Origin of the sequence: Solidesulfovibrio carbinoliphilus subsp. oakridgensis (assembly GCF_000177215.2) — a bacterium.
GTDB lineage: Bacteria > Desulfobacterota > Desulfovibrionia > Desulfovibrionales > Desulfovibrionaceae > Solidesulfovibrio > Solidesulfovibrio carbinoliphilus.
This window is the reverse complement of the sequence record NZ_CM001368.1, coordinates 1983168-1995674: the sequence shown is the minus strand read 5'-3', so window position 1 is coordinate 1995674 and position 12507 is coordinate 1983168. Positions and strand designations below refer to the sequence as shown.

Genomic DNA, 12507 nt, shown 5'->3' with positions numbered 1-12507 from the left:
ACAATCGAGGGGGTCCGGGGGGAATCATTCCCCCCGGCGGGGTCCGGGGCGGCGCCCCGGTCTTGTCACGCCGAAGGAGAGCCATATGGCCGTCAATGTCTGGGGCTATCTGCACGAATACGAGGCCGAGCGGGAAGAGATCCTGGCGGCCGTGGAGTCTGTCCTGCGGTCGGGCAAGCTGATCCTGGGGCCGAACGTCGCGGCCTTCGAGGAGGAGTTCGCGGCGTACTGCGGCGCCAAATACGGCGTCGGCTGCGACAACGGCACGAGCGCCGTCATGCTGGCCCTGCTGGCCCTGGGCCTCAATCCCGGCGACGAGGTCGTGACCGTGGCCAACACCGCCGTGCCGACCGTCTCGGCCATCGTCAGCGCCGGCGGCGCGCCCCGGTTCGTGGACATCGACCCGGCCACCGGCCTGATGGACGTCTCGAAACTCGAAGCCGCGATCACCCCCCGCACCCGGGCCGTGGTGGCCGTGCACCTTTTCGGCCAGTGTGTGGACATGGCGGCCGTTCGCGCCGTGGCCGACCGCCACGGTCTGTTCGTGGTCGAGGACTGCGCCCAGTCCCACGGCGCGACCCAGGGCGGCCGGGTGGCCGGGTCGCTGGCCGACGCGGCCGCCTTCTCCTTCTACCCGACCAAGATTCTCGGCACCTACGGCGACGGCGGCATGGTCCTGACGGACCGGGCCGAGGTGGCCGAAAAGCTCAAGCGCCTGCGTTTTTACGGCATGGAAAAGACCTACTACGCCCTGGAGCACGGGTTCAATTCGCGCCTGGACGAAATCCACGCCGCCATCCTGCGCGGCAAGCTCAAGCACCTGCCCGGCTACATCGCCCGCCGCCGGGAGCTGGCCGGCCGCTACGACGCCGCCCTGGCCGGCACGGCGCTCACCTTGCCCGCCACCGCCCCGGGCAACGAACACGCCTACTACCTCTACGTCGTCCGCCACCCTCGGCGCGACGCCGTCATGGCCGGCCTCAGGGAGCGGGGGGTCAACGTCAACATCAGCTACCCCTGGCCCATCCACACCATGACGGGCTATGCCCACCTGGGCTACAAGGAGGGCGACCTGCCGGCCACCGAGGCCGCGGCCCGGGAGATCTTCTCCCTGCCCCTGTATCCGTCCCTGACCGACGCCGAGCAGGACACGGCCATCGCCGCCCTGCGCGAAACGCTGGCCGGCCTTGCGGCGTAAGCGAGGAAGAATCCATGGAATTTACCGCGATCGCCCTGGCCGTCATGGCCGCGTTTACGGGCGTGGCCCTCTATATCAACCTGGTCGAGCATCCGGCCCGCCGGGCCCTGCTCGGCGGCGAGGGGCTGGCCCAGTGGCAGCAGAGCTACCCCCGGGCACGGTGGCTGCAGGCCTCCCTCGCCCTGGCCGGCTTTTTCTTCGGCATCCTGGCCCTTTTTTGGGCCGGCGGGGCCTTGAACCTCACGGGCGCCCTTTTTTCCATTGCCAACTGGGTCTTCACCTACAAGTTCGTCATGCCGGTCAACCGCGTCCTTCTGGACACGGACCCGGACGCGGCCGACGACGCAACCCTGGTCCTGCTCGAAAAGTGGAACATGCTCCACGGCGTGCGCACGGGCCTTGGGTTTGCGGCCGTGGTCTCGTTCTTCGCGGCCCTGCCCTGATTCGTCATGGCGTTTCCCGACGGCGAACACCGAAGCGTCTGCCGCATCTGCCACGGCGGCTGCGCCGCCCGGCTGACCGTGGCCGGGGGCCGGGTCACCCGGGTGCGGCCCTGGCCCGGGTCGCCCTTTAGCCTTGGCCGCATGTGCGTCAAGGGCCTCTCCACCCCGGACCTGATGTACCACCCGGACCGGCTGGTCAGGCCGCAAAAGCGCGTCGGCCCGCGCGGTTCGGGCAAATTCGTGCCGGTTTCCTGGGACGAGGCCCTGGCCGACATCGCGGCACGGCTCGACGGATTTCGCCGCGAGACCGGGCCCGAGTCGGTCGCCCTTGGCCAGGGCACGGGACGGCACCACTATTTCCACGTCATCCGCTTCGCCAACACCTTTGGCACGCCCAACTGGTACGAGCCGGGCCTGGCCAACTGCTTCATCCCGCGCATCACCGTCTCCAACCTGACCTACGGCGGGTTCGTGGCCGGGGACTACTACGGCGAGGTCCCGCCCAAGACCATCCTCTTCTGGGGCCACAATCCCCTGGTCTCGGGTCCGGACGGGGAGCTGGCCTTTCCGGTCAAGCGGGCGCTAGCCGGCGGGGCCTACGGCATCGCCGTCGATCCCCGTCGCTCCGAGACGGCCAGACGGTGCGGCCTGTGGCTGCCCCTGCGCCCGGGCACGGACGCGGCCCTCGCCCTCTCCATGATCCGGGCCATTATCGAAGAGGGCTGGTACGACAAGGAGTTTGTCGCCACCCACACCACCGGCTTTGACGACCTGCGTGCCCGGGTGGCCGGCTGCACGCCCGCCTGGGCCGAGGCCGTGACCGGCGTGCCGGCCCGGGACATGCTCGAAGCCGCCCGGCGCTACGCCCTGGACAAGCCGTCGATTCTCGACTGGGGCGTGGCCATCGAGCAGAACCCCAACAGCCTGCAAACCGTGCGGGCCGTGGCCCTCCTGCGGGGCCTGACCGGCAACCTCGACGTGCCGGGCGGGGACGTCTTCGGCCACGATCTGGTGGCCGCCTATCCGGTCCTCAGGCAGGCCCTGCCGCCGGATGCCCTGGGGAAACGCATCGGGGCCGACCGGTTCAAGCTCCTCGGCGGCTTCCGGGCCTTCATGCCCTCGGCCCACATCCCCGGGCTTTTTCATGCCATGCGGACCGGCGACCCGTACCGGGTCCGGGCCCTGCTCCTTTTCGGCAACAACCCCCTGGCCACGGTCGCCAACGCGCGGGGCGTGTACGAGGCGCTTCGCGCCCTGGATCTGCTCGTGGTGGCCGACCATTTCCTCACGCCGACAGCCGCCCTGGCCGATTACGTCCTGCCCTCGGCCTTCTGGCCGGAGATCGACCAGTTGATCGAACTGCCCCTGGTCGCGCCCCAGGCCGTCTTTGCCCACCGTAAAGTGGCGACCGTCGGGGAGTGCCGGCAAAACGAGCTGATCCTGTCCGATCTGGCCCGCCGGCTGGGCCTGCCCGGGGCCGACGAGAGCTTGACCGACATTCTGGACCAGCGCTTGAAGCCCATCGGCCTGACCTTCGACGCACTGGCCGACCGGTTCATGGTCCGGGCCGAACCGGCCTACCGGCGGTACGCGGACAAGGGCTTTCGCACGCCAAGCCGCAAGGTGGAGCTGTCCTGCAAGGCGCTTTCGCGTCTCGGCTACGACCCCCTGCCGTCCTTTGCCGAGCCGCCGGAGAGCCCGGTGTCCGCGCCCGGGGTGGCGGCCGACTTCCCGCTGGTCCTGACCACCGGGGCCCGCCGTCCCGAATACTTCCACAGCGACGGCCGCCAGTCGCCAAGGCTGCGGGCCCGGCGGCCCGATCCCCTGGCCGAGCTGGGGGTGAAGACGGCGGCGAAGTTTGGCATTGCCGACGGCGACTGGATACGCGTCAAAAGCCCGCGTGGGGCCATCCGGATGCGGGCGAAAGTGTCGCAGGACATCATGGAAGGCGTGGTCAGCATCGACCACGGCTGGTGGTTCCCGGAGCGGGGGAGCTTCGACTTCGGCGCCTTCGAGTCCAACGCCAACGTCCTGACCAGCGACGCCCCGCCCTACGACCCGGCCTTCGGGTCGTATCAACTGCGGGGGCTTTTGTGCGCGGTGGAGAAGGAGTGAAAGGGGGCCGTCCCCGCGACCGTCGTCCTTGGGGCTGTTGCCAGTGGACTTTTAAAGGACTATATTTGGTCCAAACGGTTCCAGGAGGGGCGTCGTGAAATTTTCCGAGCAGGTCAAGCCGATCAGCTACCTCAAGGCCCACGCGGCCGCTGTCATCCGTGATCTGGAAAGCGGGGGCGGGCCGGTGGTCATCACCCAAAACGGCGAGGCCAAGGCGGTCCTGCAAGATGTCGTAAGCTACGAACAGACGCAGGAAACCCTGGCCTTGCTGCAAATACTGGCTTTGGGCAAGCGTCAGATCGAAGAGGGCAGGGTTGTGCCCGCCGAGGAGGCCATCGAGGCCATCCGGCGTGGCCGGGAACCGCGCTGATGGCGTTTTCGGTCTTGCTGACCGAGGATGCCGTCGGGGATCTGCGGGAGATCGATGCCTACCTCGTCTGGCGGGATTCGGCCGAAGCGGCCGAGCAGGTGCTTGAAAAGATCGGGCAGGCCCTGGGCTCGTTGGCGCGCCAGCCCCAGCGGGGGCATCACCCTCCGGAACTCTTGGCGCTCGGTATCCGCGAATACAGGGAAATCGCCGTCCGTCCGTTTCGCATCATCTACCAGATTGAAGAGGAGACGGTGCACGTCTTCCTCGTGGCGGACGGGCGGCGGGACATGCAGCGCCTCTTGCTCAGAAGGCTTTTGGCCGCCGGACGCTGAGCCGCGTCCGTCCCATCCCCTTCTTTCCAAGGGGGTTCGGGGGGGAACGCTTTTAAAAAGCGTTTCCCCCGGTCTTTCTCTTCTCTCTCCCTACACCTGCTCCAGCGCCTGCCGCAAATCCGCGATGATGTCCTCCACGTTTTCGATGCCGACCGAGATGCGCACCATGTCCGGCGTGACGCCGGCCTGCGCCAGTTCCTCCGGGGTTAGCTGGGAGTGGGTGGTGCTGGCCGGGTGGATGACGAGCGTCTTGGCGTCCAGGATGTTGGCCAGGTGCGAGCAGAGCTTGACCGACTCGATGAATTTCCGGCCGGCCGCCTTGCCGCCGGTCAGGCCGAAGCCGAAGACCGCGCCCGGGCCGATGGGGAAAAACGCCTTGGCCCGCGCATGGTCCTTGTGGCTCGGCAGGCCCGCATAGTTGACCCAGGCCACCTTGGGGTGGGTCTCCAGGAACTCGGCCACCTGCTGGGCGTTGGCGCAGTGGGCCCGTGCCCGAAGCGGCAGAGTTTCGACGCCCTGGATGACCAGGAAGCTGTTAAAGGGCGAGGGCGTGGCCCCGATGTCGCGCATGAGCCCGGTCCTGACCTTGGTGCAAAAGGCCGAGCAGGGCGTGCCCTCGATCCGGCAGAGCATGTCCCAGAAATTGGCCCCGTGGTAGGTCGGGTCCGGGGCGGTGATCTCCGGAAACCGGCCCCCGGCCGCCCAGTCGAAGCCACCCACCTCGACAATGGCCCCGCCGATACAGGTGCCGTGCCCGCCGATGATTTTCGTCAGCGAATAGACGGCCAGGTCCGCGCCCACGTCGAAGGGGTTTAAGATCGGCGGCGCGGCCACGGTGTTGTCGAGCACGAAAGGCAGGCCATGGTCGTGGGCCACCCGGGCGATGGCGGGCAAATCGTCCACGTTGCAGCGCGGGTTGCCGATGGACTCGGAAAAGACCAGCCGGGTGTCCTTGTCGATGGCCCGGGCGAAATTGGCCGGGCCCGACGTTCCTGACGAATCGACGAACCGGACCTCGATGCCGAAGCGCTTGAGGGTGTGCTCGAAGAGGGTGTGGGTGCCGCCGTAGAGATTGCTGCCGGAGACGATGTTCTGGCCGGCCTTGGTGATGGCGGCCACGGCGTAGAAGATGGCCGACATCCCGGACGCCGTGCAGACGCAGGCCGCAGCCCCGTGCAAGGCGGCCAGCCGTTTTTCCAGCACGTCGGTGGTCGGGTTGCCAAGACGGGTGTAGATGTAGCCCGCTTCCTTCAAGGCAAAGAGGTTGGCCGCGTGCTCGGCGTCGCGGAAGAGAAAGCTCGTGGTCTGGTGGATCGGCACGGCCCGGGACAGGGTGTCCGCGTCCGGATCGTGCCCGGCATGCAGGGCCAGGGTCTGGTCATGCCACTGGGACTTGCTCATGGTGTGCCTCGCGGTTTTGGGTGGCGGCCGCAGCTTCGCCGCATGGCCGTCGTATAAGCCAATCCCGGATGGGGCGAAAGGGCGGTCAGGCCCGGTTTCGGCCTTGACAACAGGGGGCCCGGACCTGACAACCATGGCCGGCGATACACGCCGCCGACTCCTTTTCACCGTTACTCCCGGGAGGTTTTTCATGCGTCTGCACGCCTTTTACCACGTCCCCTTCGAGGACGTGGGCTCCATAAAAGCCTGGGCCGCCGAAAAGGGGCACGAGCTGACCTTTACGGCCTATTTCGCCGGCGAATTGCCGCCGGCGGCCTCGGAATACGACCTGCTCGTCATCATGGGCGGCCCCATGGGCGTCTACGACGAGAAGGACTATCCCTGGCTGGCCGAAGAGAAAAAGGCCATTGCCGAGGCCGTGGCCGCGGACAAGATCGTGCTTGGCATTTGCCTGGGCGCCCAACTGCTGGCGGTCGTCCTCGGCGGCTCGGTCAGCCGCAATCCGGTCCCGGAAATCGGCTGGTTCAAGGTCGAAATGACGCCGGAAGGCCGGGCTGAACCGGCCTTGGCCGCCTTTCCCCAGTCCTTTTACGCCTTCCACTGGCACGGCGACACTTTCTCCATCCCGCCGGGAGCCGTCCACGCCGCGACGTCCGCCGCCTGCCCCAACCAGGCCTTCGTCTACAACCACAAGGCCATAGGGCTTCAGTTCCATCTCGAGACCACGCCTCCCGGCATGCAGAACCTGATCAAGCACTGCGCCGACGACGTGTCCGTGCCCGGCCCGACCATCCACCATCCCAAGCAGATGCATGCCGGCCGCGAAGCCTTCAAGGACATCCGGAAAATCATGTTCGACATGCTCGACGCCCTGGCCGCCGGCCAGGAAGCCTAGGCCCCGAAAGTATCCCGCTTTCCGGTCGGGAAGCGGAGTATCCACGCAGCAACCAACGCCCGGAGCATGCCATGCGTAAAAAAGAGCGGCAGATCACCGACAAGGCCAGCCTCGAACAACTGCTCATGCAGTCGCGCATCTGCCGGCTGGGCCTGTATGACGGCCAGTGGCCCTACGTGGTGCCCGTCAACATGGGCTACGCCGCCGGCTGCCTCTATTTCCACTCGGGCCTCAAGGGCAAAAAGATGGAAATCCTGCGCGCAAGTCCCAAAGTCTGCTTCGAGATGGACTGCGACGTGGAAGTGGTGACCGGCGAGAAGCCCTGCAACTACACCACCCGCTACAAGTCGGTCATCGGCTTCGGCACGGCCGTTTTCGTCGAGGACGAGGCCGAAAAGCTGGAGGGCCTTCGCATCATCATGCGCCGCCACGCCGGCCCGACCGAAGGCTTCCGGCCCGAAATCCTGCCCCGCACGGCCGTGGTCCGCATCGACATCGAATCCATGACCGGCAAGGCCAACCCGCCGTACGAAGAGTGGAGCTAGCCATGCGCATCGCCTTTGTCGGAGACTCGCTGACCGTCGGCGTCGGCGATCCGCATTACCTCGGTTGGGTGGGCCGGCTGTGCGCGGCCTCCTCCCTGGCCGGCCTGGCCCTTACCGCCTACAACCTCGGCGTGCGATCCGAAACCAGCACCCACATCAAGAACCGCATCGGCCGGGAACTGCCGCCCCGGCTCCTGCCCCGCGACGAGGCCCGGGTGGTCCTGTCGTTTGGCGTCAACGACGCCAAGGTCGAAAACGGCCGGCGCAAGGTCGAGCTGTCCCAGTCCGTGGACAACCTCTTCGACATCGTCACCCAGGTCTCCAAACTGAGTCCGGTCCTCATGGTCGGGCCGCCGCCCGTCCTCGACGACGGCCACCGCAGCCGCGTCGAGGAACTCTCCGACGTCTTCTCCCGCACCTGCGAGGACATGGGCGTGCCCTACCTGGAGATGTGCCGGGCCCTTGGCCGCGACACAGCCTACCTGGACAGCCTCGTGGCCGCCGGCGACGGCTACCACCCCGAAGCGGCCGGCTACGCGGCCATGGCCGGCAAGGTGGCGGAGTGGGAAGCCTGGCAGGCCTGGATGCGGGGGTGTTGAGGAGGGAAGAGAAAGATGCCTCCGGCGGCCGGGGGGGATCATCCCCCCGGACCCCCCGAACGGGGTGGGGCGAGAGTCGCGCGGATGTATTCCGCTCGGCTTATGGCGCCGCGCCGGATGGTTTTGACCGTTTGGGCGGCGTCAGTTTTTGAGGGCGTCCGGCCCGAGCAGGTCCCCGTAGACCAGGACGTGGTTGCGGCCGGCGTGCTTGGCGGCATAGAGGGCCTGGTCGGCCCGGGACAGGACGGCGTCCACCGTCGTTTCTCCGGCGCGGACTTCGGACACCCCGGCGCTCAGCGTCACGGTCTGGTCCAGGCCGGCAAGGGGCCGGCCGGCCGTGGCCAGGCGCAGCCGGTCGGCCAGGGCCAGGGCCCCGGCCGTGTCGGTGTCGGGCAGGAGCAGGGCGAACTCCTCGCCGCCGATCCTGGCCGCCAGATACTGCCCCCGCAGGAGGTCCCGGCACAATCCGGCCAGGGCTTTGAGGAAGGCGTCGCCGGCCTCGGGGCCGTGGGTGTCGTTGATGGCCTTGAAGTGGTCGAGGTCGAGCATGACCACCGAAAGCGGCCGGCCCTCCCGCTGGGTGCGCCGGATGGCGGCCGCGGCGGCGGCGAAAAAGCGGGCCCGGTTGGCCAGCCCCGTCAGGGGGTCGGTGTTGGCCAGAAGTTGCAGGTGCGCCTCCATTTCCTTGCGGCCGGTGATGTCCATGACGATGGCCACCACGGCCTCCACGCTCCCGAACACAATGCGCGTCGCGGCCAGAAGCACGTCCCGGACCGTCCCGTCCGGCCAGGACAGCCGCGTCTCGAACTCCTCCACATGGCCCCGGTCCCGCAGCCGTCCGGCCAGCCGGGCCAGTTCCCGGCGGTCGAAAAAGCTGTCCAGGGCCGGCCGGCCCTGGCAGGCCGCCTCGCCGAAAAAAGCCCGGGCCGCGTCGTTGCTCTGGAGCACCCGCCGGCTGTCCCGGGCCACGATGACCAGGGGCGCGGGCACGGCCTGGAGCACGGTCTGCAGGGCCTGGCGGTGTTGGGCCAGGCCCTCGCCCGCCGCCCGGGCGGCGCGGGTGGCGTCCCAGGCCAGGCGCTGCAGCCGGTTGGCCCGGATGAGCAGCAGGGCCAGCACCACGTTCTCGGTCAGCATGGCCAGCCCGAGGCCGACGGCGGTGTCCCGGACCGGGGCCTGGGACAGGTAGCCGGCCAGGGTGGCGGCGCTGCAGCCGAGGCCCGCGGCCAACGTCCGGGAGAAGGACATGGGCAGGGCCAGGTAGAAGATGACCGGCAGGACGAAAATGATGAACAGGGCGACGTCGGTGTGCGGGGTGACGAGGATCGCGCCGGCCGCGATGACCGGCACGGACCAGCCGGCGCAGAGGCGATCGAGTTGGGGAAAGGCGCGGACCCGGCCGGTCAGGCCCAGGCACAGGAGCGAGGCGGCCACGATCGCCGTGCGGGCGGCCAGGGCGGCGGGGAAGTGGGGCTGGCCGTAAAAGCGCCAGTCGCTCAGGTAGAAAAGGACATTGACGCCAAACGCGCCGAGAAAGGCCAGCCGGACGTGGCGCAGGGTTTCGGGCAGGCGCTCGGCCCGGTATTTCGCTTCCAACCCGGGGGCGCGGAATTCGCCGCCCGGCGTGAATGGTCTGGGTGCGGAGGAGGACGTCACGGCTTGCAAGGAGAAAACCTGCTCCCTGGGAATTGCTGGTGCGGCGAAGCGGCCGCCGGCGCCGGGACGGGGTCCCCGGCCGGCGGCCGGTCAAGGCGATCACAGGTGATAAAGAGGAATTCCTCTACAGCGGGGCGCGAACCTTTCGCAAGTCCGAAGAGGGGCCGGCCCGACACGGCCCCTTCTTCCCGCGCCGGCCTACTTGCCCTTGCTGGCCTTGATGGCCTGTTCGAGCTCCTCGAACGAGGGGCGCTTGTGGATGGGGATGGCCCGGCGTCCGGCTTCGAGGGCCACGGGCGGCGGGTTGCCGCCGACAAAGGCGGTCAGCGACGCCTTGGCGGTGAGGAGAATGGCCTCGGTTTCCTTGGCCCGGTATTCGATGTTGGTGGCCACGGGCGCGACAAAGCCGTAGGCCCCGAGCACGCCGAGAAAGGTGCCGACCAGGGCCGCGCCGATGCTGTGGCCGAGGACCTCGGCCGGCTCGTTGATCTTGCCCATGGTCAAAACGACGCCAAGGACGCAGGCCACGATGCCGAGACCCGGCAGGGCGTCGGCCACCTTGGCGATGCTGTGGGCCGGGATGAGGGCCTCGTGGACCGTGGCTTCGATGTCCGCGTCCATGATGGTCTCGAACTCGTGGGCCTCGATGTTGACCGTGGAAAAGATCCGCATGGTGTCGCAGATGAAGGTCAACACCTCGTGGTTTTTCTTGTTCTTGGCGAAGTTGCTGAAAATCGGGCTCTCGGCCGGCCGCTCCACGTCTTTTTCGATGGCGACCAGGCCCTCGCGGCGGATCTTCATGTAAAGGCCCGAGAGCGTGGTCAGGAGCTCCAGATAGTAGGCCTTGCTGGTGATCATGCCGCCGAAGATGGACAGCGCGCCCTTGAAGGTGGCCCCAAGGACATCCTTGGGGGAACTGAGGACCAGGGCCCCGAGGGCCCCGCCGCCGATCATGAGCAGTTCCGGCGGAGCGGCCGACAGGATCAGGTCGAAGTTGCCTTTCTCCATGATGAAGCCGGCCAGGATGCAGCCTAGGACGATTACAACGCCAAGTATCGCGAACATAGCCTCGCCATGAAACCGCCGGGGCCCTAGAACTGGCCGTCGGTCGATTTGTCGTAGAGGTTGTCGATCTGCTTCTCCAGGACCTCGCCCACGTCCGGTGTCCTGGGCGTTGGCGCCGGTTTGGCGGCACCAACGCCGCCCTTGCCGCCGGCCGGCGTTTCGCCGGGTTTGGGCTCACGGTAAAGGAGCAGGCTTATGCGGCGGTTTCTCGCGTCAAGGGGCTTTCCCGGCACATAGGGCCGGGTGTCGGCAAAGCCGGACACCGCGGCCACCTGGTCCGGCGGCAGGCCCTGCTGGAGCATGAGCCGCCGGGCGGACAGGGCCCGGCCGGCCGACAGGTCCCAGTTCGAATAGGTCCCGGAATACCGGTAGGCGTCGGTATGCCCCTCGATGGCCACCTTGATCCCGTCTTTCCTGATCACGCCCGTGACCGCGGCCAGGATGCGCTGGGCGTCGGGCAAAAGGGCCACGCCGCCGAGGTCGAACAGCGGCCGGTCGGACTTGTCCATGATCTCGATGCGGACCTTGTCCTTCTCCTGGGTGACCGACACCTGGCCGGCCAGCTCCGGCACGGACTCCTGCAAGGCCTTTTCCACCTGCTGTTCCAGGGCGACGGCCTGCGCTTCGGCGGCCGCCTCGGCCTTGGCCGCCGCCTGGGCCTCGGCCGCCGCCTTGGCGTCGAGCTGCCTGCCGCCGTCGAGGTCGCCGGTGCCCTGGCCCTTGCCGCCGGAAGGGGCCTTGCCGTCCCGGTCGATGGCCACGTCGGGCCGTTCGTCCTGGCTGCCGACAACGGCCCCCGGCGGTCCGAGGCCGCCCGAGTCGAGGAGCTGGGCCGAGGGGCCGGGGTTCTGGAAAATGCTGAAGTCGTTGAAATAGGAGGCCAGTTGTTCCTTCTTGTCCTGGGGCACCATGTTCAAGAGCCACATCAAAAGGAAAAAGGCCATCATGGCCGTGACCAGGTCGGCGTAGGCCACTTTCCACGAACCGCCGTGGGCCCCGGCCGCGACCTTTTTCACGCGCTTGATGATGATGTTCTTGGCTTTGTGGTCCTGTTCCGCCATGGAGCCTCCGTTCGGTTCCTATCGGCCGATCATTGGAATCGTTTAGGGAACGGACGGGTTTTCCGGACGTTACGCAGGGACCGGCCAAAGGGCAACCGCCGGGCGGCGGGGCGGGCCGGGGAAACGGCACGCAAAAAGGGGCGAAGGGAGTTTCTCCCTCGCCCCGGGCGAAAAAACGGGCGTCGAGGCCGACGCTATTGGGTCGTGTCCGTGCCGGCGGCCGGGACGACCAGGATGCGGGTCTTGACTTTGTTGTTGCGCATGTACTTTTCGAACTTCACCACGCCGTCCACCAGGGCGAAGAGCGTGTAGTCGCGGCCCATGCCCACACCCTCGCCGGGGTGGAACTTGGTGCCGAGCTGGCGCACGATGATGTTGCCGGCGATGACCTGCTGGCCGCCGAAGCGCTTGACGCCGCGCCGTTGGCCGGCGCTGTCGCGGCCGTTTCTGGAGCTGCCGCCTGCTTTTTTATGTGCCATGTCGGGACTCCTTGGAAAATGGAACTAGGCCTGGATGGACTTCACCCGAAGCTGGGTGTAGCCTTGGCGATGGCCCTGCTTTTTGTGCGAATCCTGCCGCCGACGTTTGTGGAAGACCACGATCTTTTTGCCCTTGACATGGCCGGCCACCTCGCAGGTCACGGCAGCGCCGGACACATAGGGTTCGCCGACCTTGACCTCGGGGCCGCCGATCAGCAGCACCTTATCCAAAACGTATTCCGCGCCGGCTTCGGTCTTCAGAAGATCCACGGTGATGGTGGCCCCTTCCTGGACCTTGTATTGCTTGCCGCCAGCCAAAACGATTGCGTACATGGGTATGACCTCCGA

The 12507-nt window shown here is 67.5% G+C and carries 14 protein-coding genes; 8 read left to right on the top strand and 6 right to left on the bottom strand.

What is annotated here, in order from left to right; translation table 11 throughout:
- The first annotated feature begins 85 nt into the window (after window positions 1-85).
- The 5 genes from DFW101_RS08655 (at window position 86) to DFW101_RS08635 (ending at window position 4458) form a co-directional block, all read left to right on the top strand.
- Window positions 86-1198, top strand: coding sequence for a DegT/DnrJ/EryC1/StrS family aminotransferase (locus DFW101_RS08655; RefSeq protein ID WP_009181128.1), 1113 nt, complete (start codon window positions 86-88; stop codon window positions 1196-1198).
- A 14-nt stretch (window positions 1199-1212) separates the two neighbouring features.
- The gene (locus DFW101_RS08650) at window positions 1213-1641 is read left to right on the top strand and encodes an anthrone oxygenase family protein (RefSeq protein ID WP_009181127.1); all 429 of its coding nucleotides are present in this window, start codon (window positions 1213-1215) and stop codon (window positions 1639-1641) included.
- Between the two features lie 6 nt (window positions 1642-1647).
- Complete coding sequence (locus DFW101_RS08645; RefSeq protein WP_009181126.1) at window positions 1648-3756, top strand: molybdopterin-containing oxidoreductase family protein; 2109 nt, start codon at window positions 1648-1650, stop codon at window positions 3754-3756.
- 94 nt (window positions 3757-3850) lie between these two features.
- Complete coding sequence (locus tag DFW101_RS08640; protein WP_009181125.1) at window positions 3851-4126, top strand: type II toxin-antitoxin system Phd/YefM family antitoxin; 276 nt, start codon at window positions 3851-3853, stop codon at window positions 4124-4126.
- Window positions 4126-4458 (top strand): type II toxin-antitoxin system RelE/ParE family toxin, encoded by a 333-nt coding sequence (locus DFW101_RS08635; RefSeq protein WP_009181124.1) that lies wholly within the window; start codon window positions 4126-4128, stop codon window positions 4456-4458. The genes DFW101_RS08640 and DFW101_RS08635 overlap by 1 nt, the downstream gene beginning before the upstream one ends.
- A 90-nt stretch (window positions 4459-4548) precedes the next feature.
- On the opposite strand, the gene DFW101_RS08630 is transcribed toward DFW101_RS08635, so the two are convergent.
- On the bottom strand, window positions 4549-5859 hold the full coding sequence (locus tag DFW101_RS08630; RefSeq protein ID WP_009181123.1) for an O-acetylhomoserine aminocarboxypropyltransferase/cysteine synthase family protein: 1311 nt from the start codon (window positions 5857-5859) through the stop codon (window positions 4549-4551).
- A 190-nt stretch (window positions 5860-6049) separates the two neighbouring features.
- Between DFW101_RS08630 and DFW101_RS08625 the strand changes: the two genes are divergently transcribed.
- The 3 genes from DFW101_RS08625 to DFW101_RS08615 all read left to right on the top strand — a co-directional run bounded on the left by DFW101_RS08625 (window position 6050) and on the right by DFW101_RS08615 (window position 7898).
- Window positions 6050-6754 (top strand): type 1 glutamine amidotransferase, encoded by a 705-nt coding sequence (locus tag DFW101_RS08625; protein WP_009181122.1) that lies wholly within the window; start codon window positions 6050-6052, stop codon window positions 6752-6754.
- Window positions 6755-6825: 71 nt separating this feature from the next.
- Window positions 6826-7299, top strand: a complete 474-nt coding sequence (locus DFW101_RS08620; protein ID WP_009181121.1) for a pyridoxamine 5'-phosphate oxidase family protein — start codon at window positions 6826-6828, stop codon at window positions 7297-7299.
- Window positions 7300-7301: 2 nt separating this feature from the next.
- Window positions 7302-7898, top strand: a complete 597-nt coding sequence (locus DFW101_RS08615; protein WP_009181120.1) for a GDSL-type esterase/lipase family protein — start codon at window positions 7302-7304, stop codon at window positions 7896-7898.
- A 141-nt stretch (window positions 7899-8039) separates the two neighbouring features.
- Here the strand turns inward: DFW101_RS08615 and DFW101_RS08610 are convergent, their stop codons facing one another.
- The 5 genes from DFW101_RS08610 to rplU all read right to left on the bottom strand — a co-directional run bounded on the left by DFW101_RS08610 (window position 8040) and on the right by rplU (window position 12492).
- Window positions 8040-9494: a GGDEF domain-containing protein gene (locus DFW101_RS08610; RefSeq protein WP_232286198.1), complete on the bottom strand. Its 1455-nt coding sequence runs from the start codon at window positions 9492-9494 to the stop codon at window positions 8040-8042.
- Between the two features lie 258 nt (window positions 9495-9752).
- Window positions 9753-10619 (bottom strand): flagellar motor stator protein MotA, encoded by an 867-nt coding sequence (gene motA / locus DFW101_RS08605; RefSeq protein ID WP_009181118.1) that lies wholly within the window; start codon window positions 10617-10619, stop codon window positions 9753-9755.
- A gap of 26 nt (window positions 10620-10645) precedes the next feature.
- Window positions 10646-11680 carry a flagellar motor protein MotB gene (locus tag DFW101_RS08600; RefSeq protein ID WP_009181117.1) on the bottom strand — a complete coding sequence of 345 codons (1035 nt, stop codon included), beginning with the start codon at window positions 11678-11680 and terminating at the stop codon, window positions 10646-10648.
- Window positions 11681-11874: 194 nt separating this feature from the next.
- Window positions 11875-12159: a 50S ribosomal protein L27 gene (gene rpmA / locus DFW101_RS08595; RefSeq protein ID WP_009181116.1), complete on the bottom strand. Its 285-nt coding sequence runs from the start codon at window positions 12157-12159 to the stop codon at window positions 11875-11877.
- Window positions 12160-12183: 24 nt separating this feature from the next.
- Window positions 12184-12492, bottom strand: a complete 309-nt coding sequence (rplU, locus tag DFW101_RS08590; protein WP_009109386.1) for a 50S ribosomal protein L21 — start codon at window positions 12490-12492, stop codon at window positions 12184-12186.
- Between the last annotated feature and the right edge of the window lie 15 nt (window positions 12493-12507).

Excerpts from the sequence above, each read along its gene's own strand:
- DFW101_RS08655 (WP_009181128.1), top strand. The coding sequence starts at position 86 with ATGGCCGTCAATGTCTGGGGCTATCTGCACGAATACGAGGCCGAGCGG.
- DFW101_RS08650 (WP_009181127.1), top strand. The coding sequence starts at position 1,213 with ATGGAATTTACCGCGATCGCCCTGGCCGTCATGGCCGCGTTTACGGGC.
- DFW101_RS08645 (WP_009181126.1), top strand. The coding sequence starts at position 1,648 with ATGGCGTTTCCCGACGGCGAACACCGAAGCGTCTGCCGCATCTGCCAC.
- DFW101_RS08635 (WP_009181124.1), top strand. The coding sequence starts at position 4,126 with ATGGCGTTTTCGGTCTTGCTGACCGAGGATGCCGTCGGGGATCTGCGG.
- DFW101_RS08630 (WP_009181123.1), bottom strand. The coding sequence starts at position 5,859 with ATGAGCAAGTCCCAGTGGCATGACCAGACCCTGGCCCTGCATGCCGGG.
- DFW101_RS08625 (WP_009181122.1), top strand. The coding sequence starts at position 6,050 with ATGCGTCTGCACGCCTTTTACCACGTCCCCTTCGAGGACGTGGGCTCC.
- DFW101_RS08620 (WP_009181121.1), top strand. The coding sequence starts at position 6,826 with ATGCGTAAAAAAGAGCGGCAGATCACCGACAAGGCCAGCCTCGAACAA.
- DFW101_RS08615 (WP_009181120.1), top strand. The coding sequence starts at position 7,302 with ATGCGCATCGCCTTTGTCGGAGACTCGCTGACCGTCGGCGTCGGCGAT.
- motA (WP_009181118.1), bottom strand. The coding sequence starts at position 10,619 with ATGTTCGCGATACTTGGCGTTGTAATCGTCCTAGGCTGCATCCTGGCC.
- DFW101_RS08600 (WP_009181117.1), bottom strand. The coding sequence starts at position 11,680 with ATGGCGGAACAGGACCACAAAGCCAAGAACATCATCATCAAGCGCGTG.
- rpmA (WP_009181116.1), bottom strand. The coding sequence starts at position 12,159 with ATGGCACATAAAAAAGCAGGCGGCAGCTCCAGAAACGGCCGCGACAGC.
- rplU (WP_009109386.1), bottom strand. The coding sequence starts at position 12,492 with ATGTACGCAATCGTTTTGGCTGGCGGCAAGCAATACAAGGTCCAGGAA.